Annotated in this window: 24 protein-coding genes and 1 pseudogene; 7 read left to right on the plus strand and 18 right to left on the minus strand. The window is 38.6% G+C overall.

Annotated elements, in window-relative coordinates:
* Nucleotides 1-127 precede the first annotated feature (127 nt).
* The 3 genes from H3T55_RS13435 to H3T55_RS13445 are packed head-to-tail and all read right to left on the minus strand — an operon-like array spanning nucleotide 128 to nucleotide 1,956.
* Nucleotides 128-571, minus strand: coding sequence for a hypothetical protein (locus tag H3T55_RS13435; protein ID WP_225534840.1), 444 nt, complete (start codon nucleotides 569-571; stop codon nucleotides 128-130).
* Nucleotides 572-619: 48 nt separating this feature from the next.
* On the minus strand, nucleotides 620-1,051 hold the full coding sequence (locus H3T55_RS13440; RefSeq protein ID WP_225534839.1) for a DUF2188 domain-containing protein: 432 nt from the start codon (nucleotides 1,049-1,051) through the stop codon (nucleotides 620-622).
* A gap of 17 nt (nucleotides 1,052-1,068) precedes the next feature.
* Nucleotides 1,069-1,956: an SDR family oxidoreductase gene (locus tag H3T55_RS13445; RefSeq protein ID WP_225534838.1), complete on the minus strand. Its 888-nt coding sequence runs from the start codon at nucleotides 1,954-1,956 to the stop codon at nucleotides 1,069-1,071.
* A gap of 332 nt (nucleotides 1,957-2,288) precedes the next feature.
* Here H3T55_RS13445 and H3T55_RS13450 point away from each other — a divergent pair, with 332 nt between their 5' ends.
* From H3T55_RS13450 to celB, 3 genes are all read left to right on the plus strand, one after another.
* Nucleotides 2,289-2,888: a LemA family protein gene (locus tag H3T55_RS13450; RefSeq protein WP_087642177.1), complete on the plus strand. Its 600-nt coding sequence runs from the start codon at nucleotides 2,289-2,291 to the stop codon at nucleotides 2,886-2,888.
* A 6-nt stretch (nucleotides 2,889-2,894) separates the two neighbouring features.
* Nucleotides 2,895-3,713, plus strand: coding sequence for a TPM domain-containing protein (locus tag H3T55_RS13455; protein ID WP_225534837.1), 819 nt, complete (start codon nucleotides 2,895-2,897; stop codon nucleotides 3,711-3,713).
* 176 nt (nucleotides 3,714-3,889) lie between these two features.
* Complete coding sequence (gene celB, locus H3T55_RS13460) at nucleotides 3,890-5,152, plus strand: PTS cellobiose transporter subunit IIC (RefSeq protein ID WP_087642175.1); 1,263 nt, start codon at nucleotides 3,890-3,892, stop codon at nucleotides 5,150-5,152.
* 153 nt (nucleotides 5,153-5,305) lie between these two features.
* Here celB and H3T55_RS13465 read toward each other — a convergent pair whose 3' ends face one another.
* A complete protein-coding gene (locus H3T55_RS13465) occupies nucleotides 5,306-6,823 on the minus strand; it encodes a zinc ABC transporter substrate-binding protein AdcA (protein ID WP_225534836.1) in 1,518 nt (505 codons plus the stop codon).
* A gap of 242 nt (nucleotides 6,824-7,065) precedes the next feature.
* Between H3T55_RS13465 and H3T55_RS13470 the strand changes: the two genes are divergently transcribed.
* On the plus strand, nucleotides 7,066-7,788 hold the full coding sequence (locus tag H3T55_RS13470) for a GntR family transcriptional regulator (protein ID WP_225534835.1): 723 nt from the start codon (nucleotides 7,066-7,068) through the stop codon (nucleotides 7,786-7,788).
* A 120-nt stretch (nucleotides 7,789-7,908) separates the two neighbouring features.
* Here the strand turns inward: H3T55_RS13470 and H3T55_RS13475 are convergent, their stop codons facing one another.
* The 6 genes and pseudogenes from H3T55_RS13475 to lacG form a co-directional block, all read right to left on the minus strand.
* A complete protein-coding gene (locus tag H3T55_RS13475) occupies nucleotides 7,909-9,324 on the minus strand; it encodes a glycoside hydrolase family 1 protein (protein ID WP_225534834.1) in 1,416 nt (471 codons plus the stop codon).
* A 140-nt stretch (nucleotides 9,325-9,464) separates the two neighbouring features.
* Nucleotides 9,465-11,024, minus strand: a complete 1,560-nt coding sequence (locus tag H3T55_RS13480) for an arabinogalactan endo-beta-1,4-galactanase (RefSeq protein WP_225534959.1) — start codon at nucleotides 11,022-11,024, stop codon at nucleotides 9,465-9,467.
* A gap of 86 nt (nucleotides 11,025-11,110) precedes the next feature.
* The gene (locus H3T55_RS16770) at nucleotides 11,111-11,563 is read right to left on the minus strand and encodes a lactose/cellobiose PTS transporter subunit IIB (RefSeq protein WP_412523580.1); all 453 of its coding nucleotides are present in this window, start codon (nucleotides 11,561-11,563) and stop codon (nucleotides 11,111-11,113) included.
* Nucleotides 11,554-12,823, minus strand: a pseudogene (locus H3T55_RS13485) (PTS transporter subunit EIIC); the annotation flags it as partial. The pseudogene H3T55_RS13485 and the gene H3T55_RS16770, both read right to left, overlap by 10 nt.
* 21 nt (nucleotides 12,824-12,844) lie before the next feature.
* Nucleotides 12,845-13,162: a PTS lactose/cellobiose transporter subunit IIA gene (locus tag H3T55_RS13490; protein ID WP_225534832.1), complete on the minus strand. Its 318-nt coding sequence runs from the start codon at nucleotides 13,160-13,162 to the stop codon at nucleotides 12,845-12,847.
* Between the two features lie 34 nt (nucleotides 13,163-13,196).
* Nucleotides 13,197-14,600: a 6-phospho-beta-galactosidase gene (gene lacG, locus H3T55_RS13495; RefSeq protein ID WP_225534831.1), complete on the minus strand. Its 1,404-nt coding sequence runs from the start codon at nucleotides 14,598-14,600 to the stop codon at nucleotides 13,197-13,199.
* Between the two features lie 239 nt (nucleotides 14,601-14,839).
* Between lacG and H3T55_RS13500 the strand changes: the two genes are divergently transcribed.
* The gene (locus H3T55_RS13500; protein ID WP_225534830.1) at nucleotides 14,840-15,607 is read left to right on the plus strand and encodes a DeoR/GlpR family DNA-binding transcription regulator; all 768 of its coding nucleotides are present in this window, start codon (nucleotides 14,840-14,842) and stop codon (nucleotides 15,605-15,607) included.
* A gap of 17 nt (nucleotides 15,608-15,624) precedes the next feature.
* Nucleotides 15,625-16,314: an HAD family hydrolase gene (locus H3T55_RS13505; RefSeq protein ID WP_225534829.1), complete on the plus strand. Its 690-nt coding sequence runs from the start codon at nucleotides 15,625-15,627 to the stop codon at nucleotides 16,312-16,314.
* A gap of 54 nt (nucleotides 16,315-16,368) precedes the next feature.
* Here the strand turns inward: H3T55_RS13505 and H3T55_RS13510 are convergent, their stop codons facing one another.
* The 6 genes from H3T55_RS13510 to H3T55_RS13535 form a co-directional block, all read right to left on the minus strand.
* The gene (locus H3T55_RS13510; RefSeq protein WP_225534828.1) at nucleotides 16,369-17,127 is read right to left on the minus strand and encodes an ABC transporter permease; all 759 of its coding nucleotides are present in this window, start codon (nucleotides 17,125-17,127) and stop codon (nucleotides 16,369-16,371) included.
* The gene (locus H3T55_RS13515; RefSeq protein WP_225534827.1) at nucleotides 17,108-17,770 is read right to left on the minus strand and encodes an ATP-binding cassette domain-containing protein; all 663 of its coding nucleotides are present in this window, start codon (nucleotides 17,768-17,770) and stop codon (nucleotides 17,108-17,110) included. Before H3T55_RS13515 ends, H3T55_RS13510 begins: the two co-directional genes overlap by 20 nt.
* A 177-nt stretch (nucleotides 17,771-17,947) precedes the next feature.
* Entirely contained in the window at nucleotides 17,948-18,796 is an 849-nt protein-coding gene (locus H3T55_RS13520; protein ID WP_225534826.1) for a VOC family protein, read from the minus strand.
* A 34-nt stretch (nucleotides 18,797-18,830) separates the two neighbouring features.
* Nucleotides 18,831-19,427 (minus strand): nitroreductase family protein, encoded by a 597-nt coding sequence (locus H3T55_RS13525; RefSeq protein ID WP_087642170.1) that lies wholly within the window; start codon nucleotides 19,425-19,427, stop codon nucleotides 18,831-18,833.
* Between the two features lie 165 nt (nucleotides 19,428-19,592).
* Nucleotides 19,593-19,958: a DUF1304 domain-containing protein gene (locus H3T55_RS13530; protein WP_087642169.1), complete on the minus strand. Its 366-nt coding sequence runs from the start codon at nucleotides 19,956-19,958 to the stop codon at nucleotides 19,593-19,595.
* A gap of 12 nt (nucleotides 19,959-19,970) precedes the next feature.
* Nucleotides 19,971-20,609: a nitroreductase family protein gene (locus tag H3T55_RS13535; RefSeq protein WP_087642168.1), complete on the minus strand. Its 639-nt coding sequence runs from the start codon at nucleotides 20,607-20,609 to the stop codon at nucleotides 19,971-19,973.
* A 102-nt stretch (nucleotides 20,610-20,711) separates the two neighbouring features.
* On the opposite strand from H3T55_RS13535, the gene H3T55_RS13540 reads away from it, so the two are divergent.
* Nucleotides 20,712-21,023, plus strand: a complete 312-nt coding sequence (locus H3T55_RS13540) for an ArsR/SmtB family transcription factor (RefSeq protein ID WP_225534825.1) — start codon at nucleotides 20,712-20,714, stop codon at nucleotides 21,021-21,023.
* Nucleotides 21,024-21,497: 474 nt separating this feature from the next.
* Here H3T55_RS13540 and H3T55_RS13545 read toward each other — a convergent pair whose 3' ends face one another.
* Both H3T55_RS13545 and H3T55_RS13550 read right to left on the minus strand, forming a co-directional pair.
* On the minus strand, nucleotides 21,498-22,328 hold the full coding sequence (locus H3T55_RS13545; RefSeq protein WP_225534824.1) for a 3-keto-5-aminohexanoate cleavage protein: 831 nt from the start codon (nucleotides 22,326-22,328) through the stop codon (nucleotides 21,498-21,500).
* 15 nt (nucleotides 22,329-22,343) lie between these two features.
* Nucleotides 22,344-23,114: a cyclase family protein gene (locus tag H3T55_RS13550; RefSeq protein ID WP_225534823.1), complete on the minus strand. Its 771-nt coding sequence runs from the start codon at nucleotides 23,112-23,114 to the stop codon at nucleotides 22,344-22,346.
* Nucleotides 23,115-23,142: the final 28 nt, after the last annotated feature.

Consider the following 23,142-nt stretch of genomic DNA (forward strand, 5'->3'; position numbering starts at 1 on the left):
GAGAGCGGAACAAAACTAAAAATCAGTTTTGTTTCGCTCTTTAAACTCGAATAAACGGCGAGAAAAAAGCAGTTCCTTTGGAAATAAGGAGCTAAACACTTTTGTCTCAGCCTCGATTATTACGCTGTTAAAGCCAAGCTAACCGCTCAACCTCATCCAGATCAAGACCATAGCGTTGCGGTGAATCAGCGATCACTTGTTTAATCTCGTTTATTTGAGCCGATTCTTTTACCAGCACATCGATTCCTGCGGGTGTCAGAAATGACCGTTCGAATTTGATCACCAAAATCGTTTCTGTCAAGGCTAAGATCGACCAGCGGCTGCTCAATACTTTTAAGATTCCTGCACCTCGCCAGACAAATGTATTCTGCTTCCAAGTATCTTTTCCAATAATCGTTTTGCTTTTTCCCTGCTGATTTTTATAGCAGACTGTATCTAAAAAAACGAGCGGATCGACGGATAAAAGCTTGTAAGAAATCATTGGCTGCCGACGTTTTCCTGACAGCCACAAAGGAAAGGTCGTTCCTTTTATCAACCAGTTTCCTGACAATGCTTCAGCTTTCTTTTCCACGTCTCAACCACCTTTCCTATTTACGCCTTTCAACAAGCAAAGAGCTGATTATTTATCTGGTGTCTCATCATTCTTATAGGTTATAACGTGAGCGTTTTTATTTTCTGCAATTTCTTTCGCTCTATTTACCGCCTGCTCTTTCGTGTCAAAGGAATCTGCTGCTTTTTTAGTGTTTTTTGTTTGAACATACCAGCGATCATTTTCATAATAAACCAACACGTCATTGTCCAAAAGATCTGTATTGATTTTGTTTGGGTGTCTATCGTTTTTTTGTGGATCAGCTGCGTGCTTAAATGCTGTTTTCTCCAAGTCAGACGCTTCAGCATACCATTTTTTTGCTTGAGAGATAGCAATCGGAATGGCATCACCTTCGGGATACCCTTCACTCACAAGCGCATTGACAATATCGATAGCCTTTTTCTTAAGAAGCGGTTCAAAATGTTTGAATGACGCTGGATAATCATTTAGATCCCAGGGCATAAGTCAGCTCCCCTTTCTTATGCAAAAAAGCTTCCGCCAGTAATGGCATACACTTGTCCGGTGACATAGCTGGCTTCGTCAGAGGCTAAAAAGACATATACAGCAGCTAATTCAGCTGGCTGGCCTGCTCTTTGAAGCAACTCATTTTGACCAAATTCCGGAATCTTCTCTTGCGGCTGTCCTCCGCAAATCTGCAAAGCCGTCCAAATCGGACCTGGCGCCACAGTATTGACACGAATGCCAGATGCGGCCAACTGCGCAGACAGTCCTTTACTGAACGAAGTGATCGCGCCTTTCGTCGCTGCATAATCAAGTAAATGTGCACTAGGTTCTGCACTTTGGATAGAGGTAGTGGTGATGATACTCGCTCCCTTTGGCAGATAATCCAATGCTTCCTGAACAGCCCAGTACATTGAAATGATATTCGTTGTATAGGTATCGACGATTTGTTGTGTCGATAGATCCTTGATCGATTCAACTGCTTGCTGCATCCCGGCATTCAAAACTAAAATATCTAAACCATCCAATTCCTTAGCAGCATCATGAATCAATTTTCGTGTAAAGTCTTCTTCTTTTAAATCTCCAGGAAGCAGCACTGCTTTGCGTCCTTCTGCTTCGATCAATTGTTTTACTTGCTGCGCGTCATCTTCTTCAAAAGGCAGATAGTTGATAGCAACATCCGCACCTTCTCTCGCGTAAGCAATTGCTGCTGCACGACCGATACCGGAATCCCCGCCTGTGATCAATGCTTTACGGCCTGTAAGTTTCTCAGACCCGTGATAAGATTCTTCCCCACAATCAGGAATAGGAGTCATTTTTTGCTGTAATGCCGGTGCTTCTTGAACTTGCTTCTCAAATTTCCCATCATAGAATTTCGTGAGCGGATTTTCAATTTTCTTCGTCATACTGATTCCTCCTAATTTTTTTGTGTAGATTAATATTTTCCTATCTATTTACCCTAATACAAAAAAGCCAGCTTCACAAATCATATGATTCTAATAAAAAATCACATTCTTTGGTTTATATAAAAGAACTACGTATAATGAAGGTTAGAGATGTTACAATAAAAATAGGTCTTAAGATGGATGTCAAAACATTTCATAAATATTACAATAACATTACACTATACTTTAATAGGGATCGTTTCGTTGGCCATCCGATGACTATTTGATGAATGAATCGTATAGTCTTTTTACAAAAAAGTATTGATGATTTTTACATTTGAGGAGGAATTTTTATGAAGAACAGTAAATCGAAAATTGGCTTGATCGTTTTGATTGGTGTCATTTTATTAGGGGTATTCGGTGTCAGTCAATATAACGGCTTAGCTAAAAAAGAACAATCAGTAGAATCACAGTGGAGTCAAGTAGAAAATGTAATGCAGCGTCGGGCCGACCTAGTCCCTAACTTAGTCAATAGTGTTAAGGGCAGCATGCAGCAAGAGCAAAAAGTCTTTGGCGATATCGCTAAAGCACGTGAAGCATACGGCTCAGCAAACAATGACTCAGATAAAATCAAAGCCAGTCAGGAGTTAGATCAATCGGTTGGTACATTGATCAATGTCATCAACGAAAGTTATCCGGAATTAAAATCAAATGATAATGTCCAAACATTGATGACACAACTTGAAGGAACTGAGAATAGAATCTCAGTTGAGCGTAAACGTTACAATGATGTTGTCAAGGAATACAATGAACAAGTCGTTTCATTCCCTAAAAATATCTTTGCAAATATGATGGGCTTAGGTAAAAAAGATTACTTTAAAGCAGATCCGACAGCTAGTAGTGTCCCTTCTGTCAATTTTGATGATTCAACCAGCACATCCAGCGGGAAGTGAAACTAAATGACTACAAATAGACGAGGCCTTTTCATCAGTGTTATTCTTTTCCTTGTCACCATTTTTGCCGGCTTTCAATTGCCGGCTTTTGCAGAAGAGCTGCCAGCAGCACCTAGTCATTTCTATTTAGATCAGCCGGGTATTCTTGATGAAACAACAAAAAACTTAGTTGATCGAAAAGGAGCAGTGTACAGGGACAAAGCTGAGGCTCCCCAAGTTGTTTTAGCCGTTATCGATTCAACGGATGGTGATAGCATCGATAGCTATGCGCCTGATCTTTTCCAAAAATGGAAAATCGGTAATCAAAAAGAAAACAATGGGATTTTGATTCTTTACGCTGTTAATGATGGCGAACGAAATGTCCGCATCGAGGTGGGATATGGGTTAGAAGATGTGATAACAGATAGCCTTGCGGGAAATATTCTGCAACAGGCAAAAGATGATTTAAAATCGAACGATCCAGCTGCGATCAACAAAGGATTACAATATACATTCAATGCTGTTACGACTTTGATCGATAAGCATTATGATTATCCAGCAGACGAAAATGCTTTGTCAGAAGACGAGCTGGATCAAGTAACTGCGGCTGATTCTGGTATTCCCGACTTTTTCTCTTTTGGGATCGTAGTGATCATCATCTTGATAGCAATCTTTGGTTCCGGCGGACGTGGTGGTCGCGGTAGACGCGGCGGTCCTTGGTATTGGGGCGGTGGCGGTTATGGCGGCGGCTTTGGTGGAGGTTCGTCAAGAGGCGGTGGCGGCTTCGGGCGAGGAGGTTTCTCTGGCGGTGGTGGTTCATCCGGCGGCGGCGGTGCTAGTATTTAGACTGTTGAGTATAAAATGAATAAAAGATAGAGCAGACATTTGAATGTTTGCTCTATTTTTTTCACTCTAAAAATAAAACCAGATTTAAAAATATAAAAGTATAGACATTTATAATTAAAGATGGTATATTATTTTTGTAATCGATTACAAATTTATGATAAAGGATCGTGATTTTCGTGAATGGTTTTATGGATTCTCTTGCTGAAAAAATTATGCCTTTGGCTAACAAGCTTGGGCAAAACCGTTACCTGTCTGTACTTAGAGATGCGTTTATGCTGTCTTTCCCTTTAACAATGTTTGGTTCGATCATCGTTGTGATCAATAATTTACCGTTTTTCAGCGATGCAACGAAAGGCACATTATCTTCATTATTCGGTAATGGACAAAATGCCACAATGAGTATTATGTCCGTGTTTGTCACATTCGGTATTGGCTATTATTTATCAAAATCTTATGACGTTGAAGGTATTTTCGGAGGTGCTGTTTCCTTCGCAAGCTTCCTATTATTGACGCCTTTTATGATGACAACAGCTGAAGGTGTAGAAGTTTCTGGTGTTTTATCTTTAGACCGTTTAGGCGCTAAAGGTATGTTTATTGGGATGATTGCAGCATTTTTAGCTGCTGAAATCTATTGCCGGATCACAAAAAAAGGCTGGCAAATAAAAATGCCTGATGGGGTTCCGCCAGCAGTTGCAAAATCTTTTGCCGCATTGATTCCAGCTATTTTGACTCTTTCTGTTTTCTTATTCTTAAATGCCGCTGTGACTGGTCTATTTAATACGAATCTTCATGATGTCGTGTATGAAATCATCCAAAAACCACTTGTTGGTCTAGGCAGCAGCTTGCCAGCAACACTGATTGCATTGTTCTTTGTACAATTTTTATGGTTCTTTGGTTTACATGGTCAAATCATCGTCAACTCTGTGATGGACCCAATTTGGAATACATTGATGCTGGATAACTTAGAAGCATATAAAGCAGGGCAAGATCTGCCTCATATCATTACCAAACCTTTTATGGAAACTTTTACTGTAGGGCTTGGCGGTTCTGGTATGACCTTAGCCGTTGTGTTGATCATGGCATTTATCATGAAGAAAAAACAATATCGTGATATCGGCCGTTTAAGTTTAGCACCTGGTATTTTTAACGTAAACGAACCTGCTATTTTTGGTTTACCGATCGTATTGAATGCAACGATTCTAATTCCATGGGTCATCGCGCCTTTGATCGTCACAGTCTTTAATTATCTGATCATGGCAGCAGGTATCGTACCACCGCCAACGGGGGTTTCTGTCCCTTGGACTGTACCGATCTTCTTTAGCGGTATGTTAGCTACAAACTCTATTTTAGGCGGTTTACTGCAGCTTGTAGACATGCTGATCGTTGGCTTCATCTGGTATCCATTCTTACGTATTTTAGATAAAGAGAAACTAAGTTAATTTATTCTTATGGTCACAAAGTGAAGCTGTATGCGTTGGCTGATGTGATCGAAGCAGTTGCTTTTTGTCTCGGCGTTCATTCCTATTTAGAGAGCGAAACAAAACTGATTTTTAGTTTTGTCTCGCTCTCACTTTTCTATTTTATAGTTAAGCTCAATGAGCTAGCATTTCTTGTGCTATTTCAAATCCTGTCATCGTCTCAGGATAGTAGGTCGGCCAATTGTCCATTTGCTTCAGCAGATTTTCTTGACTGTCATTGCCAAAATAGATATGGAAATGTGCCGCTTTGTTAGGTGCTATTCCATGGTCAGAAAATTGGACATATTTGTAAGGTGTATCGTCAGCGGTTTCAAATAGAAAGCGTACCCCACGATTCCCTGCTTCATAGGTCAAAATTTGCTTTCCAGCATAAGTATAATTCGCTTTATATTCTTTCTTGCCTACCATAAACGTCATTGTATTTTCAGTAATGTCGATTTGATCTACATCTGTTTGGTAGCCACGGCGATAATACTCTTTGTATTCTGAGGCAGACATTTTTTGAGTCAATTTTGCTTTATAATCAAAAACTTGATCAAAGGTTCCTTCTTCTAAATAAGGATAAACAGATTGCCAGTTCCCAGCATAGTCTGACAGTTCACGGTCTTTCACTTGTTCATCTTCAAAATAGCCATTATAGACAGTTTTCTCTGTAGCAGAAGCAGTCAGTTCCTTTTTAGGCGTTGTGTCAGTTGACTTTGTTAATGCACTTAAATTTTCCTTCATTACACTGATATAGGTTTTGCCCATATCCATATCTTTTTGCGTCAACCCCTCAAGCGGATTGAGTACGAGAAGGTCTACATTTGCTTCACTCGCCAATGTTTTTGCGACACGGTCATTAGCATTTTCTTCAAAATAAATATATTGGATACCTGTTTCATCGACTATTTTTTTTAATTCTGCCAGCCTTGAAGGCTGTGGTTCTTGGTCTGGCGAAATCCCTGCAATCGGTAATTGTTTTAATCCATAATCCAATGCCAAATATGAAAAAGCTGTATGTTGAGTAATAAAATTTTTCTGTTTCGCTGCTGATAACTTTTCTTCAAAGTCTTGATGAAGGGTTGTTAGTTCTGAAATGTAAGCAGCAGCATTCTTATTAAAAACAGTCGTTTGTTCTGGAAACTGTTCAATCAAACCATCTCTGATTTTTTCTACTGCCTGGATTGCGCGATATGGGCTCAGCCAAATATGAGGATCGTAATCGTGAGAATGTCCGTCATGGCTTTCTTGTGATCCATGATCATGATCTTCTGTCCCTGGAAGTAAGAGCATTCCTTCAGTAGCTTTGATACTATTGACATTTTTTAAAGATTTCTCTGTTTTTGGAACCCAGGTTTCCATGTACTCACTATGATAAATAAACGCATCGGCATCTTGTAGCTTAGCAATTTCTTTGGCGGAAGGTTCATAATCATGTGTCTCTGTTCCTGCTGGAATCATCAGCGAAACGTCTCCAGCATCGCCAACGATATTTCTTGTAAATTCATACATAGGATAAAAAGAGGTTACGATCGTAAGCTCCTTATCTTTGCTATCAGTTTTATCCTGAACGCTAGGAGTCGTGCATGCTGTTAAAATCCCTACTAAAAAAAGGACGCTCCAAATGATTGTTTTTAGATTTTTTTTCATTTATTTTCCCCTTGATTCTAGAATGAATGCTTTCGCTTCTTTGTCTTATTTCGATTTGCGCAAATCAAAACGTAATAATTACGATTTAGACATTCGATACTATAGCAATTCATGTTTTTATTGTCAAGGATTTATATAATTTTTTTTGCACATCATTCAAACAAATCGATTTAGTTTCATTTTATTACAATTGTCTATACATTCATAATCAGGTACAATACAGAGTAGGAGGTAGTGAAATAATGAAGCCAAAATACGAAGAAATTGCAGATACGATCCGTGAAAGAATCAAAAATAATGTCTATAAAGCAGACACTCTTTTACCAAATCAAACAGATCTAGTAAAGGAATTTGATGTCAGTCGTATGACTGTCAAAAAAGCCATCGGCATTTTAGTAATGGAAGGTCTGCTATACTCTCAAAGAGGTTCTGGAACGAAAGTATTGAATCGCTCATTTTGGGACAAAGACACTTCTCCAGCGAACGAATATGGCGGTCTTAGCAAACAAATGGATGAGCGCCACAAGAATCTTAAAAGCCAGGTGATCTTATTTGAAGTCGAGTTTCCAACTCAGGAAGTCCAAGAACGTCTGGCAATTTCAGAGGAACAACCTGTTTATAAGATCATCCGTTTACGTATTCTTGAAAATGAACCATTCATTCTAGAGCATACTTATATGCCCTGTGATCTAGTGCCGGGCTTAACAACAGATATATTGAAAAAATCGATCTACACGTACGTTAAGGAGGAATTATCCTTAAACTTTGCCGGTGCTTATCGAAATATTCAGGCCAGTAAATCTGATGAGTATGACCAAAATTATTTGAATTGTAAAATAGATGATCCTGTTCTTGAAGTACAGCAAGTCGTTTATCTAAAAAATGGACGACCGATCGAGTTCTCGTGCAGCCGGAATCGGTATGATCAGCGCGGGTATTCTATTTTAAATGTAGATTATAATTAAAAAGAGGACAAGACAAAAAGTGGCTTATTTCCGAAGGAGCTGCTTTTTTCTCGCCGTTTATTCAGATTTAAAGAGCGAAACAAAACTGATTTTTAGTCTTGTTTCGCTCTCTTTTATTCTTTAATCGCTTAAGCTGTTTGTTTCAGCAACTTGTTTAAACCAATGACCTGATTTTTTGATGGTTTTGATTTGTGTATGGATATTTGTTGAAATAAAACCATAACGATTTTTATAGGCATTTGCCCATGACCAGCAGTCGATCGGTGTCCATAAGTGATAGCCAAAACAATTTGATCCTTCTTCGATCCCTTGATGCACCCACTCTAAATGCTCACGGATAAAATCGATCCGATAATCATCTTGGACAACGCCTGATTCATCCATGAAACGTTCTTCGCCTGAAATCCCCATCCCATTTTCAGAGACAAACCAAGGAATATTATTGTAGTTATCACGAATATTGATCGCGATATCATATAATGCTTTAGGATAAATTTCCCAGCCGCGGTCGATATTCATACGACGTCCAGGCATATTGTATTCGTCAAAATAACGATTTGGCAACCAGGCACCCACACTATTTGGTGCAACGTCTGGTGCTTTGACACGATTTGGATGATAGAAATTAACCCCTAGCACATCGATCGTATTTTCTTTGATGAGTGCTAACTCTTCTGGTGTACTTTCCCAAAGAACGCCATCCTTTTGCAGTAGTTCCACCAATTCTTTAGGAAATTCTCCGAGAACAGCTGTATCTAAAAACATCCGATTGTTAAATAACTCTGCAATATTAGCAGCGGCTAAATCTTCAGCATTTTCTGATCTTGGATAAGTCGGTGTCAAATTAAGAATGATCCCGATTCTTCCACCTTCATTTTGTAGGCCTAACCTTCTGAAAGCTTGAACTGCTTTTGCAGAAGCTAAATTCAAATTATAGGCAACTTGTACGGCTTTTTTGCCATCAACGATTTTAGGATAATGGAATTGATGTAAATATTCACCTTCCACTACAACGATCGGCTCATTATGTGTGAACCAGTCCTTCACTCGATCACCGAATAATTCAAAACATTTTTCCGCAAATTTTACATACAGATCAACCACATGTTTTGATTCCCAACCACCGTATTTGTGATAAAGCTCCACAGGTAAATCAAAGTGATGCAGATTCATCACTGGACGAATTCCTGCTTCAAGAAACGCATCGATCACTTCATTGTAGAAACGAACACCGTCTTCATCGACTGTTCCTGTCTCAAAATCATCGATCAAACGGGTCCATTGGATCGATGTTCTCACACTATTCAATCCAATTTTTTTCATCATTGCGATATCTTCTTTAAAACTATTATAGAAATTTGAGGTTACATCCGGACCCACTTGATCATAAAAATCTTGTGGTTCGATCTCATACCAATGATCAAACATGTTGGCATGTTTTTTATTAAATCTTCCTTCACTTTGCGGGCCTGATGTTGCTGCGCCCCACCAAAAATCTTCTTTAAATGTTTTCACTATGAAATTACCTGCTTTCATTTAATAATCAATTATTCTTTCATGTATTATTATAATAGGAAAACGCTTTAATGTCTATACTTTTAAATAAAAAGAATGCATTTGTATTCAGCTACAAAAAAAGAGCCAGAACCATACATTCGTCCTGACTCTTTGATTTGCTAAGGATTTTTCGTTAAAATAACGCGATCAATATTCACCCAAGCATTTGCTGATGCTTTTGTATAAAAACCAATCTCAGCCGTACCGTTTATCACTTTGATATTGCCTATCTCTATTCGAGTCCAAGTGCTTTTACCTGCGGTCGGCACTGTGAGTTCTGTCCCACCATAGTTTTTGATATACATTTGACTTGTTGTGAAACTTCCACCTGACATCACATATGCTGATAGCGTATAAGTGCCATTTTGCAGCCCAGTTCGTTTTTGATAGGTAGATGCTTCATAGGCATTACTGGACCAAAAGCTTAGTTTGTACTTGCCTGCAAAATCAGTATCTTCTGTTTTTATCGTTCCAACTGCAGCGCCTGTTCCGTACCAGTTCGTCCAATTAGCAGGTGTATTGGTATAACCATTTAATTCAAAGCTTGGATTATCAATATAATTTACTGAAGCAGCTGAGTTTCCTACACTAAAAGCTTTCAAACTAGGTAATGCATTGCCATTGAAATCAAACATTGCCTGATTGTCCCATTCATTCCCTGTTTCATCTGTGACCCCTAGGTAGTTCATCCCCGCTTGCGTCGCCCAGGAAACAGCACCATTATACCAAAGCGGTTCCCAATAAAAGAATCCCGTTCCCTTATTATTCGGTACTTCTTTGATTGCTGTGATCAAGTCTGTCAAATAGCGATATTGTCCATTTGAACTTGCTTCATATCCTGCTGTTGCAGCTTCTACTGAAGTAAACGCATTTGTTTTATTATCTGCATTATTTGTTGTGTGACCATAAGCTGTTTCTACGACAACGACATCTTTAGCATACCGCTGACTGATCGTATCCATCGTATGTTGTAGATTTGCCATCGACCCATGCCAATAGGGATAATAAGAAATCCCGATCAAATCATAATTGACCTTTCGAGCAGTAATTTCATCAAACCACCACTGGAACAAACTCGTATCACCACCATCAGCAACATGCAGCATGATCGGTGTATAAGACGTTTGAGTATCTTTGACCGCTTTAATACCAGAATTTAAAAATGTTGCCAATCGATCGAACTCGCCACCACCTTGTCCCCAGCTTTTTCCATAAGGCCACAGCATGCCGCTATTGAGCTCATTCCCTATTTGAACCATATCCGGAAAAGCACCTGCTGATTTCATTTGGGTCAAGACCGTTTTGGTATAATCATAAACTGCGGTATTCATTTGATCAAAAGAGTAAGAAGCCCATGCTTTAGGTACATTTTGTTTTCCTGGATCTACCCAAAAATCGCTGTAGTGAAAATCCAATAAAACTTTAAGATTGAGTGCCTTTGCTCTTTTCGCTAAGGAAATCGTTGTTGCGAGATCATTCGTTCCGGCGCCATAAGAATTACCTGCACTATCATATGGGTTATTCCATAAACGTAGTCGGACATAATTGACACCATTATTTTTTAAAATTTGCAACGCATCTTTTTGTGTGCCATTTTCATAATATTTCCCACCTGACTTCTCCATGTCAGCTAAGATCGAAATATCTGCACCACTAATAAACTCCGCCCTAACAACCATCGAACCAAACGTAAATGTCAGAACCAACAGGAACACCGAAAAAAGCCACGAGACCATTTTCTTCTTCATTTCTTGAACCTCCATTTTCAATTATTGTTAAATTGCCCTAAGACAAAATCAACCGCCTTTTTAGAATCTCTTGTCAGTTGAATGTATTCTGCTCCTTTTGTACCGATCAGCTTGATACCTAAACGATCAGCATCCTCTTTGATATCTTCATAGTGGGAGTTTACTTGCGGTGCTAGTACGATCATGTCAAAATTTTCCATTATTTCATAATGAGAACCATATGCACCCGCTTCAGCAGTGATCGCAACTTCATATTCTTCGGCACCATCTTTTAATGCATTCGCTAACATAGCACTTGTACCAGCACCAGCACATAATACTAAAACATTGATTTCTTTTGATGGTTGTTCTTTCTCTGTAGGTAAATCACCACTTGATTCCTTGTCAGTCAACACAGCTGCACTGGCAATGACTGATCCGAAAGCCGGCTCCAACAGCTCTTCGATTACATTTTCTTCCACATTCTGCATTTCTTGTTCCACTAGCTCTGCATCGTACGCTTTACAGAAAGGCAAATAGATGATCACGTCGACTGCGATCAAAACAACTGCAAGTACAACAGCCCAAAGCCCCATGCCTGTCCCTAAAATCAATCCGATCGGCGCAGGTGTTGCCCATGGAAGAACATACATAAAACTGTTCATACCGATCACGTCGACAAAAAATTTGAATAAACAAACATTGACCATGGGTGTAATCAAAAATGGAATAAAGAAATATGGATTCAAAATCATTGGTGCTGCAAATAATAACGGCTCATTCACTGCAAAACAGACTGGAACAACAGATGCTTTGCCGACTGCTTTCAGCTGTTTGGATTTTGCAAATAAAAGAAAAATGAATGGGACGACAAGTGTTGCTCCAGTCCCGCCCATCGTACCAACAAAATTGCCTAACCCTACAGTCAACACTTTAGATGCCTGTTCTCCAGAATTAACCAACTCTAGATTCGTTTCCACATTGGCATAAATGATTGCTGCGATTGCCGGCTCCACGATCGAAGGTCCGTGAACGCCAACAAACCAAAAGAGCGCCATCGCTCCCCAAATAAGTGCAATTCCAAGGTAACCATCTGCTGCTGAAAATAATGGCTGTAATAAAGTAATGATGCCTTCTGCAAAAGAAACTTTGAAGAAATTACGCATCACTAAATCGATGATCACCATACAAAATACTGAAAAAGCGAAAGGAAAAATATCCTTAAACGTTTGTGAAATGGTTCCTGGAACTTCTTTCGGCATTTTGATCGTGATATTTCGTTTAACACAAAACTTGTATACATTAACAGTAATGAATGCTGATACAAAGGCAGCGATCAACCCTTTTGTTCCCATATACTCAACAGAGAAACCGCCTTCAATTTGATTGACACTCAATAAAACAAAACCAACAATTGCTGCAAGCATAGTAGATGTTGCATTGATCGTGGTATTTTTTGGCATTTTTCGATTCATCGATTCTGCTAAACACCTAGCTGTTGTTGCAGCAACCAAAAGTCCCACAAGTCCCATTGAATACCCATAAACTTTCCAAAGCCAAGCTGATACAGCTTCAGGCCAGGCGTAACCTAATACTTCCGGGACAGCTGCGATCAAAATAAAAATACTAGAAAATAAAATGACGGGCATAGCTGTTAAAAAACCATCTCGAATAGCGCCTAAATAGATATTTCGGGAGATTTTCTCAAAAAATGGTTTTCCTTTTTCAATCTGCTTGATGATTGCATTCATTTTGTACTCCTCCTAGTCAGATCACTGATTTTTTTTATATAATTCGATAAAATCCTGTACAAGTTCTCTTAGTAAAAGTGTCGTCATCAAATGATCTTGTCCATGAATAAATATAAACCCCAAATCAAGATCACTCCCCGAAGCTTCTTCAGCCAAAATCTTTGTTTGTGCATTGTGGGCAAGTGTTAAGTTTTCATCGGCCTCTTTCAGTGCTTCGTTTACATGCTCAAAATTACCACCGCGAACTTCTTTCAATAAATTCAAGATCGTACTTCTTGCATCTCCAGAATAAGCAACGATCTCGAAACCCAGCATCTGCAATTCTTCTTTTGTACTCATTTTTTTACTCCTCACTTTGTTTAGTTTAGCCTTATTAGATAATTGTCTTCGTCTGACTGACAAATTTATACCAGTAAGCTGATTCTTTCGGATAGCGTTTTTGTGTATCAAAATCAACATAAAAAAGACCATACCGTTTATTGTAGCCATTGGTCCATGAGAAAAGATCCATCAGTGACCACAGAAAATATCCTTTTACATTCACACCCTCTTGGATCGAACGGCTGATTGCTTCCAAGTAGACTTTCAAATACTCAATTCGCGGTCCATCCATAATAACCCCATCTTCAAAATCATCTTTATAACCCATTCCATTTTCAGTGATATAAATTTGCTTATACGATGGGTAATCCTTTTTGATCCGCATCAACATATCATACATACCTTCTGGATAAATCAACCAGTCCCAATCCGTTCTTGCCAGCCCTTCTTTATAAATTCGTTCGCCTATTCCTTTTACTCGATAGACTGAAGTGCCTTTATCACCCGTACCGTTATGATAGATTTCACTTTCTCCATTATAGGCTTTTACAAAATGACACTGGTAGTGATTGATCCCTAAATAGTCATTGCGTGTAGAGGCTTTCTTCATGACCTCAAAATCTTCCTCTGAAAAAGAATAGCTTGCCTGATTTGCTTCACAAATTTCATCTAAAGCTTTTAATGTTTCTTCAGAATAATATCCTAGGTAAGTCGCATCTAATAAAAAGCGAACAGATAAAGCATCATCTAAAAATGCAGCATGCTGATCTTCTAATGAATCTGTTGCAGGATATTTCGTTTCCAATGAATGAACGACGCCAATTTGGCCAGCGTAGCCTTTTTCTTTAAATAAGTTCACTGTTTTTGCATGTGTGACCATCATGTTATGCAGGCATTGAATGACTTTCGTAAAATCAAATTTGATCGATGGAGGAAAAACTCCTAAAAGATATTGATTTGTCGCTACAGGATAAATCTCATTGAATGTACTCCAATGTTTGACTTCACTAAATTCCTCAAAGCAAAATTCGGCATATTTTACAAACGCTTCCATTGTTTCTCTATTTAAAAAATCTCCCTTATCAAATAGTGGTTTCGGTGTATCGAAATGATGCAGCGTTACGAAAGGGGTTACATTTCTCTTTTTACATTCAGCAAACACATTGTGATAAAAATCTACTCCTTCTTGATTCACTGTACCGTTTCCACTCGGAAAAATTCTAGTCCATGCGATGGATAAACGAATTCCGTTGACACCAAATTGTTCACATAAGCGAATATCTTCAGGATACTGATGATAAAAATCACTCGCCGGATCAGGACTAAAGCGTCCTTGATTTTCTAAAAACTCATCCCAAGCTACTGCGCCTTTGCCGCCTTCTTTTGTTGCACCTTCTGCCTGATAAGCTGCTGTCGCCCCACCGAAAATAAAATCCTCTGGTAATGTCCAGACCATTATTTCTTCCTCCTCTTAATGAACGAAAGTTTATTTTTGTTGATTTAAAGTTCGTTTTTGTTCGTTTCATATTCTAATATTACTTTCATATTTTCGAATTGTCAACAAATAAAACACATAAAAACGATATCTTATCTTTTTTCTTCAACCCATAATTGTTTGTTTTTGTTCGTTTTATTTTGACTTGTGTGTTTTTTTATGTTAAATTGTTTGTAAAATAAGTGAAAGGAACAATCAAGATGTTAAAAAGAGAGCGTTTACTCAAAATCATCGAAATGGCAAATGCCCAAGGGATCATTACTGTCAATGAAATTATTCAGGCGTTGTCTGTATCAGATATGACAGTCAGAAGAGATCTTGATGAGCTGGATAAAGCAGGAAAAATACTAAGGATCCATGGCGGTGCCCAAAGCTTATCCTATTCTATCGATAAAGAGCTTTCTCATAATGAAAAAAAAGCTGTTCAGATAGAAGAAAAAAAGCAGATTGCCAAACTAGCAGCATCTTTTATTCAAGATGGAGATACAGTTTTCTTAGGACCCGGAACAACAATGGAGCTTTTAGCTTCATTGCTATCAACAAAACGAATACGGATCATCACAAATAATTACCCTGTTTTTGATATTCTAGCGCAACATGAAATTGCAGACATTCTTTTAGTTGGTGGCGATTATCGTCAAAATACAGGGGCTTTTGTTGGACCGATCGTAAATGATACATTAAAAAAATTGAAGTTTACTAAAGCATTTATTAGCGCAAACGGTATTCATAATGAAGCAATCTCCACCTATAACATCGAAGAAGGAGAGGCCCAGAAAATCGCTTTGAACAACTCACGGACAAAATTCATTTTAGCCGACCATCAAAAGCTGAACCGTGATGATTTTTATGTTTTCTATAATCTGCATGATATGGATTATTTGATTACTGATGATGCCGTCATTGAAGATGTACAGCAGCACTATGAACAGTATGTAGCAGTAAAAATCGCTAAAAAAACAGAGTGATAAAAGGAGTGATCAAAGTGAATGGAATTATTTTTGACTTTAATGGAACAATGTTTTTAGATTCTCATCTTCATGAGGAGGCTTGGCTTCACATGATCAAAAAATATTCCTCAGCAGATCTTACAGAAGATGATATCTTACTGAATATTCATGGACGTACAAACAATGAAATCTTGACTCATTTCATTTCAAACAAGCTAAATCAAGAGCAAATCGAACAGCTTTCTTACGAGAAAGAAGCACTTTATCGAGAAATGTGTTTAAAAAATCCTGAACAACTAGAATTGACAGCAGGTTTGACCACAACACTTGATCGATTGAAAAAGGCTGCTGTTCCAATGACCATAGCTACAGCAACAACAAAGGAAAATCTAGATTTTTACTTTGATATTTTTCATTTAGAGAAATGGTTCGATCCTACAACTGTGGTTTATGATAATGGAACATTTCCTGGAAAACCTGCACCAGATATTTTTATCCTTGCCGCAAAAAAATTAACACTTCCTCCAACACAATGCCTTGTGATCGAAGATGCCTTCTCTGGTTTGACTGCTGCAAAAAACGCAGGGATCGGAACTATCATTGCCATTGATCCTTTCGAGAAAAATGGCCTGTTATTCAAAGAAGCAGGACTAGATACGAACGGTCTGATCAAAAATTTTGAAAACTTTTTCGAGACTTTCATCGCTAGAGAAACAATAGTTTGATTCATGAAAAAGAGGAACACTGTGGGGAAGCTGCCCCAACAGTGTTCCTCTTTTTTAAACGATCAATTGTTTTCGCTCATTATAATATTCTTTATACGCCAGATAAGTTGCAATCACTGAACCAATACTTGTTGCAGACAGCAACATAAAGGTCACCATGATTTGATATTTAATCGCATGTACTGGATCGACACCTGCAAAAATCAACCCAGACATCATTCCCGGCAGACTAACGATTCCCACTGTTTTAGCTGAATCGATGGTCGGTGCCATCCCCGTACGGATACTTTCTTTGACGATCGTAATAGATGCTAATTTGATCGAAGCACCTAACGCAAGTTTTTCTAGAACGGCCTGTCTTTGATCATGAAATAGACGATCCAAGCTTCTATAGCACAAACCTATCGCAATCATCGAGTTACTAGCGATCATTCCGCTGATCGGTACGATTTGGGAAGGGATGAAGCGAATCGCACCTGATAAAATCAAAACACCGATCGTTACGATCGTACTCGAAGCTATGGCGATCAATGAAATCCAAAAACCTTTTTTTAAATGCCCATTACGTTTTTTAGCATTCAAAGAAGCATTGATGATAATAATTGCGGTCATTGCCAACGTCAAAAAAACATTGTTGACTTGAAAAATATATTTAAGTAAATAACCAACGATCACTAATTGAATGATCGCCCGAAATACACTGATCAAAATATCCTTCGTAAATCCAAGTTTTTCTTTATAGCTAATAACGATCGAAACAAGTACAAGAACTGCCGCTAATGTCAACGACAAATTATTTACTGCTAGATTCATTTTCCACTACCTGCCCCTCTTTGATTTGGATCAGCTTTTGCGCATTTGCTATTTCCTGATTATCATGAGTGACCCGGATCAACGTCACTTTTCGTTCACGGTTCAGTGCCGTCAGCCACTGATTGACGATTTCTTTGCTCTGTTGATCCAACCCCGCTGTCACTTCATCGAGTAATAAAACTTTTGGTAAAAAAAGCACATTTCGAATCAATGCCACGCGTTGTTTCTCTCCACCTGATAGTTCTTTGATCGGCTTATTCAAATAATCTGGTTTCAATTGCATATCATCCAAAAGCTCTATCGCATGTTTTTCATCAAATGACTTCTTACGAATTTGATAAGGAAATAAAAAATTGTCCTTTACCGTATCACCAAATAATGATGGTTGTTGAAAACAATAAGAGACTGCCATACGATATTCTTCGATCGGCAAAGTCGAACTGTCTGCTCCTTCAAAAATGATTTTTCCTTTCGTCGGCGTCAGCAGTGATGCCAAAAGTTTTAATAAGGTACTTTTCCCACTGCCTGAGGGTCCTGTGATCGTCACATGACTGCCTGTTTCAATCATGATCGAAATATCCTGAAGGATCATCCGCTGATCAGATTCATAAAAAAGAGATTCTGTTGTTAAGATCGGCTCCACGTTTTATCTACTCCTATCCTATTTTACTAATATCATCTTCTATCTTACCGTCCAGTGCATTTTGACTCAATAGTTAATTTGATCAAACAAAAAAAACGAAACAACCAATAATCCTCTTTGATCGCTCGTAGAGTTTTACTCGTTGCTTCGTCTTCACTTAGTTTTTTTGAAATGATGTTAATTATACGTAAAAATCAGTGCTGTTCCATTTGGATCTGGCACGATCAACGCAGTATCATTTTTTTCATGAGCAATTGCTTGTTCCTGCAAATGCTTTTGTAATTGCTCATAAGCTTCTTTATTTGGCAATGAAAATGTATAGGATTCTAAACCAAATTGTTCCGGCTGCATTTTCGGCAGATCACGGCTTTCCCAAACATTCATGCCAATATGATGATGGTAATTACCAGCCGCAAAAAACTTCGCCTGACGCCCAAAATTGTATTTTAGCGAAAAGCCGATATTCTCCATAAACGCCCCTGACTTTTCTATGTCAGAAACACTCAAATGAATATGCCCAATTTTTGATCCCAAAGGCATTCCACGCCAAGTTCTATCAGCCTCAGCAATAATCCCATCTGCATCAAGTTCTTCTGTGACGCCGACGATTTCACCGTTTTCTCGGATATCCCAGTCTTCCATTGGACGATCACGATAAATTTCGATCCCATTTCCTTCTGGGTCTGAAAAATAGAGTGCTTCACTATAGCCATGCTCGCCAGCACCAATTTCGATATTGTTTTGCAATAACCATAACAGCGTATTGCCTAAGTCTTTTCTTGTTGGAAGTAAAAAGGCGATGTGATACAATCCTGCCGTCTTTATCGTTTCTTGAGGTTCTGGTAGTTGTTTTACTACTAAAATAATTTTTTCAGGAGTTCCTTGAGCACTTAGATAAGCCGTTTGTGCTTCTGACTTAACAAACATCAGTCCAACGATTTCAGTGTAAAACGCAACCATTTTCTCTAGATTTTTTACTTTTAAAACAACTTGACTTGGATGTGTCTCAGCAGATAATTGAAACATCGTGATCCCTTCTTTCTCCCAGCTTGAACTTTTTTTAACCGAATGTTTTAAAGCGAGCGCTGTCTTCCATGTATTCTTTTGAACCGGCTGCTTCTTCGATCGAACCAAAGACTAATTGTCCTCTTAATTTCCAGTTACTTGGAATCGACCATTCTTTAGCAACAGCTTCATCGATCACTGGATTGTAGTGTTGTAGGTTTGCACCAATATTTTCTTGAGCTAATGCAGTCCAAACGTTTGCTTGTGTCAAACCACTTGCTTGTTCTGACCAGATTGGGAAGTTTTCTGCATATAATTCAAATTGTTCTTGTAAAGATTTCACTACGTCTTGATCTTCGAAGAATAAAATCGTTCCTTTACCTGCTGCAAAGCTTTGTAATTTTGCTTGAGTATTCGGGAAAGCTTCTGCTGGTGTTAGAGGTTTCAATGCTTCTTCAGTGATTGACCATAATTTTTTATGTGCGTCTCCAAATAAGAAAACAACACGTTGAGTTTGTGAGTTGAATGAAGATGGGCTTTCTCTTACAACTTCTTTAACTAACGCTTCGATCTCTTCATTTGATTTCGTTACGTTTGTTCCTAAAGCGTAGATTGAGCGGCGTTTTTTTAATGCTTGAATAAATTCTGTCATGGGTATTTCTCCTTTTCGATTTCAAATAGTTTTTAGATTACTTACACAGTATATACCCTTACTAAAAGTAAGTAAATAGTTTTGACTTACTTTTTATAAGTTTTTTTGAAAATGAAAAGAAAAGCCTGCAACCATAAGATCCTTGTTGCAAGCTTTTTGTCTTTTCTATCTAAATATAATCAACGTCACTAACGTAATAATTGCCGGCACACCTTGTTTTAAAAGAATCGATTTTGACGAGGTGAGTCCGCCATATACAGCTGCCACCACCACACAGCTAATAAAAAAGGTTACGACTGCCCAAGAATTGGACGCGAAAAATGCGCCCCATAAAATACCCGTCGCTAAAAATCCATTATACAATCCTTGATTCTTAAATAAGGTCTGTACGCGTTCATCTGATAAAAATTCTTTATCTAAACCGAAGGCCTGTTGCGCTTTCGTTGACGTTGTCTGAAACATCTCTAAATATAAAATGTAATAATGTTCAAGTGCAACAATCACTGCTAAAACTAAAGGAATCATCTGCATTGTAGGTTTCTCCTATCTCCAAAAAGTAATATCTTCTGCTGGTAAACGATAAGAAGGATAGCCTGCTTCTTTGGCTTTTCCAATCGATACGATCATTATAGGATAGTATTGTTCTGGGTCCAACTGTAATGCTTCAGTGATTTTTTCACGGTCAAAGCCGCCGATCGGATTCGTATCATAGCCATACGCGCGCGCAACAAGCATCAGATTCATAGCAGCTAATGAACCATCGATCAAAACCGTTTCTTTTTTCACGTCCAAAGGCATTTTTTCCATCAACGGACTAAACATTTCCAGTTGTCGTTCTTTTACATCTTGAGGCATCAGGTTTTGTTCGACCGCCGTACCATAAATTTTTTCTGCCTGTGCAAAATTATCCAGGTCACCAAAAATCACGACCATTGCCGCTGATGTTTCATTTTGCAGTTTATTGAAATGAACTAAAGGAGCCAAGGTTTCTTTCCCTTCATCACTGCTCACTACAACAAAACGCCACGGCTGCATGTTGATCGATGATGGGGCTGTAACAGTATCATTGATGATTTGTTCCATTTCTTCTTTAGAAATTTTAACCGCTGGATCATAGTTGCGAACAGATCTCCGGCCTTTTAATATTTTTGAAAAGTCGTTTTCTTTATATGTGTTTTGCATAATATCCCTCATTTCCTTTTTTGTTCGAAAATATTCGAACTATTAAAATATAGCACTGTCTAAGTAATATGTAAAGTAGAAGGTTTGTGGTATACTCATCCTATGAATAGTAAATATGATTCCAATAAAAATGACCCTGTTTTACTCGCTCTTCAGGCCGTTAGTGATCCGATCCGCTTGAATATTTTGACTTGTTTACTGATGGATGGCGAGAAACGAATTACCTCAGAAACCTACAATATTGTTAAATCTACACTTTCCCATCATGTAAAGTTGTTGAAAGATGCCCAGTTGATTCGTGAAAACAAAGTAGGCACCACTAAAAAATATGCATTGAATCAGACGTATATCGAACGAGAATTACCTGGTCTGATTGAACTTATTCGCCATAGAGCAAAAAAACAGAACGGTTAAAGAGAGCGAAACAAAACTAAAAATCAGTTTTGTTTCGCTCTCTAAATTCAAATAAACGGTGAGAAAAAAGCGGCTACTACGCTTCGATCACATCAGCTAACGCATACAGTTTCACTATTGTTCAAAGAACAAAGTGAAGCTAGCAACATTCTAAGTGCTAAAGCACTAAGAGTTTAAGGCTTTGTAAATAAGCCAAAACTCACAAAAATTTGAAAAGCACCAAGTAGGAATCATTCAACATCGAAAGGTACACTTTCGTGTTTCTTGTCATTTTCGTGAATTCCTTCTTATTGCTGTAAAACACAACGAAGAATGAGTTGATGCTTTCTCGTCAAAGACTCGTCGCAGATAAACAGTGTTGCACAGTACCTACTACACTTCGTTTCGATCTCATCAATCTCTAAGGATCAAAGATCCTAAGAATTGAAGGACTTGGTTCTCAGAGCTAAACACTTTTGTCTCAGCCTCTTCTGGCTATACTTTTTTCGTAAGCCCTAGGATAGTTCTCGCTTCTTCCGGCGTTGCCGGTTCTTTCCCTAATTCTTTGATCAAGGTTTTTGAACGTTCCACAAAGTCAACATTCGATTCAGCTAACTGACCTTTAAACAAGTAGCTATTGTCTTCCATTCCAACCCGAACATGACCGCCGAGCGCCAATGTCGTCATCAGGATAGGTGTACTTTCTTTACCGATCCCAAAAGCACTCCATGTCGCATTTTCAGGAAGTAAGCTTTTTAGATAAACTAAATTTTCAACTGTTGCCGCAATACCGCCTGGTGCACCTAATACAAACTGAAAATGCAGCGGCTCTTTTAAAATACCTTTTTTAGCATAATACAGCGCGTTGTACAACATCCCTGGATCAAAAACTTCAATCTCTGGTTTCACATTGACTTCCTGCATTTTCTTCCCTAATTTTTCTAAAAACAGAGGATTATTTTCAAATACTGTCGTATGCTGCCAGTTCATCGTACCGCAGTCATAACTAGCGATTTCCGGAAGCAGCTCTACAAATGGTTTCATTCGCTCATCATCATTGAAGCCAGTTCCACCAGATGTAGTAATGTTGATGACGATATCACATTTTGACCGAATCAATTCCACTGTTTCTTTAAATTTCTCAAAATCCATCGTTGGATTTCCAGCTTCATCTCTTACATGGATGTGGGCGATCGCCGCACCTGCTTGATAGCATTTGTACACCTCATCAGCGATCTCAACTGGTGTTAGAGGGACATTCGGATTATGTTCCTTCGTCGTATAACCGCCTGTTGTCGCAACGGTGATGATTACTTTGTTTTTCAATTTTATCAGACCTTTCTATTCGTCGATCATAGCAACAGCTCTGATCCAGCCGCCGCTTGCTGCTTTTAATTTTACAGGAAAACAACTGAATTTGAATCCTGTTGCAGGCACTTGATCCAGATTCGCTAATTTTTCGATGTGGCAGTATGCTTTTTCGATTCCGGCAAAATGACCTTCCCAAATGATACTTTTGTCGCCAGTTTCATCAAATTCTTTGCCGACGATTTTAAGCGGGCGATCCCAGCTCCATGCATCTGTTCCCATCACATGGATGCCTTGTTCGATCAGCCATAACGTAACCTCTCTGCCCATTCCGCAACCGGCTGAAAGATACTCGATCGATCCCCATTTTTTAGAGGCTCCAGTATTTACCAAGACGATATCGCCTGGCTTCAAGTTATAGTTTAAGCGTTCAAATTCTTTTTCAAAATCTTCGATCGTTGCAGCAGAACCATCTGGTTTATGTGTAAAATCAACGACTACACCATCACCATAGCACCATTCAAGCGGTACTTCATCGATCGTCCATGCACGTTCACCATTATTCATTGTTGGATGGTAATGATAAGGTGCATCTAAATGTGTGCCTGCATGAGTAGTCAATGTCACATCTTCCAAAGCCCAAGCCAAGCCATCCGGCAAATCTTCAGGTGTAGCCGTTCCAAAAAAACTCAACATGTACTCGATGCTGTCTTTATGATCCTTATATTTGATCTCTGGAATCATTCCCACAGGATCAGACGGCAAACCACTTTCAATCGTTGTACTCAAGTCGACAAATTTCATATTTCTTTCCTCCTAAATAAGTTATTCT

The organism is Enterococcus sp. S22(2020) (assembly GCF_020295385.1).
GTDB classification, from domain to species: Bacteria; Bacillota; Bacilli; order Lactobacillales; family Enterococcaceae; genus Enterococcus_L; species Enterococcus_L dunnyi.

What these genes read in the sequence shown, in the direction of transcription:
- H3T55_RS13440 (WP_225534839.1), bottom strand. Translation starts at nt 1,051, where the DNA reads ATGCCCTGGGATCTAAATGATTATCCAGCGTCATTCAAACATTTTGAA.
- H3T55_RS13445 (WP_225534838.1), bottom strand. Translation starts at nt 1,956, where the DNA reads ATGACGAAGAAAATTGAAAATCCGCTCACGAAATTCTATGATGGGAAA.
- H3T55_RS13450 (WP_087642177.1), top strand. Translation starts at nt 2,289, where the DNA reads ATGAAGAACAGTAAATCGAAAATTGGCTTGATCGTTTTGATTGGTGTC.
- H3T55_RS13455 (WP_225534837.1), top strand. Translation starts at nt 2,895, where the DNA reads ATGACTACAAATAGACGAGGCCTTTTCATCAGTGTTATTCTTTTCCTT.
- H3T55_RS13465 (WP_225534836.1), bottom strand. Translation starts at nt 6,823, where the DNA reads ATGAAAAAAAATCTAAAAACAATCATTTGGAGCGTCCTTTTTTTAGTA.
- H3T55_RS13470 (WP_225534835.1), top strand. Translation starts at nt 7,066, where the DNA reads ATGAAGCCAAAATACGAAGAAATTGCAGATACGATCCGTGAAAGAATC.
- H3T55_RS13475 (WP_225534834.1), bottom strand. Translation starts at nt 9,324, where the DNA reads ATGAAAGCAGGTAATTTCATAGTGAAAACATTTAAAGAAGATTTTTGG.
- H3T55_RS13480 (WP_225534959.1), bottom strand. Translation starts at nt 11,024, where the DNA reads ATGGTTGTTAGGGCGGAGTTTATTAGTGGTGCAGATATTTCGATCTTA.
- H3T55_RS16770 (WP_412523580.1), bottom strand. Translation starts at nt 11,563, where the DNA reads ATGCAGAATGTGGAAGAAAATGTAATCGAAGAGCTGTTGGAGCCGGCT.
- H3T55_RS13490 (WP_225534832.1), bottom strand. Translation starts at nt 13,162, where the DNA reads ATGAGTACAAAAGAAGAATTGCAGATGCTGGGTTTCGAGATCGTTGCT.
- lacG (WP_225534831.1), bottom strand. Translation starts at nt 14,600, where the DNA reads ATGGTCTGGACATTACCAGAGGATTTTATTTTCGGTGGGGCGACAGCA.
- H3T55_RS13500 (WP_225534830.1), top strand. Translation starts at nt 14,840, where the DNA reads ATGTTAAAAAGAGAGCGTTTACTCAAAATCATCGAAATGGCAAATGCC.
- H3T55_RS13510 (WP_225534828.1), bottom strand. Translation starts at nt 17,127, where the DNA reads ATGAATCTAGCAGTAAATAATTTGTCGTTGACATTAGCGGCAGTTCTT.
- H3T55_RS13520 (WP_225534826.1), bottom strand. Translation starts at nt 18,796, where the DNA reads ATGTTTCAATTATCTGCTGAGACACATCCAAGTCAAGTTGTTTTAAAA.
- H3T55_RS13525 (WP_087642170.1), bottom strand. Translation starts at nt 19,427, where the DNA reads ATGACAGAATTTATTCAAGCATTAAAAAAACGCCGCTCAATCTACGCT.
- H3T55_RS13530 (WP_087642169.1), bottom strand. Translation starts at nt 19,958, where the DNA reads ATGCAGATGATTCCTTTAGTTTTAGCAGTGATTGTTGCACTTGAACAT.
- H3T55_RS13535 (WP_087642168.1), bottom strand. Translation starts at nt 20,609, where the DNA reads ATGCAAAACACATATAAAGAAAACGACTTTTCAAAAATATTAAAAGGC.
- H3T55_RS13540 (WP_225534825.1), top strand. Translation starts at nt 20,712, where the DNA reads ATGAATAGTAAATATGATTCCAATAAAAATGACCCTGTTTTACTCGCT.
- H3T55_RS13550 (WP_225534823.1), bottom strand. Translation starts at nt 23,114, where the DNA reads ATGAAATTTGTCGACTTGAGTACAACGATTGAAAGTGGTTTGCCGTCT.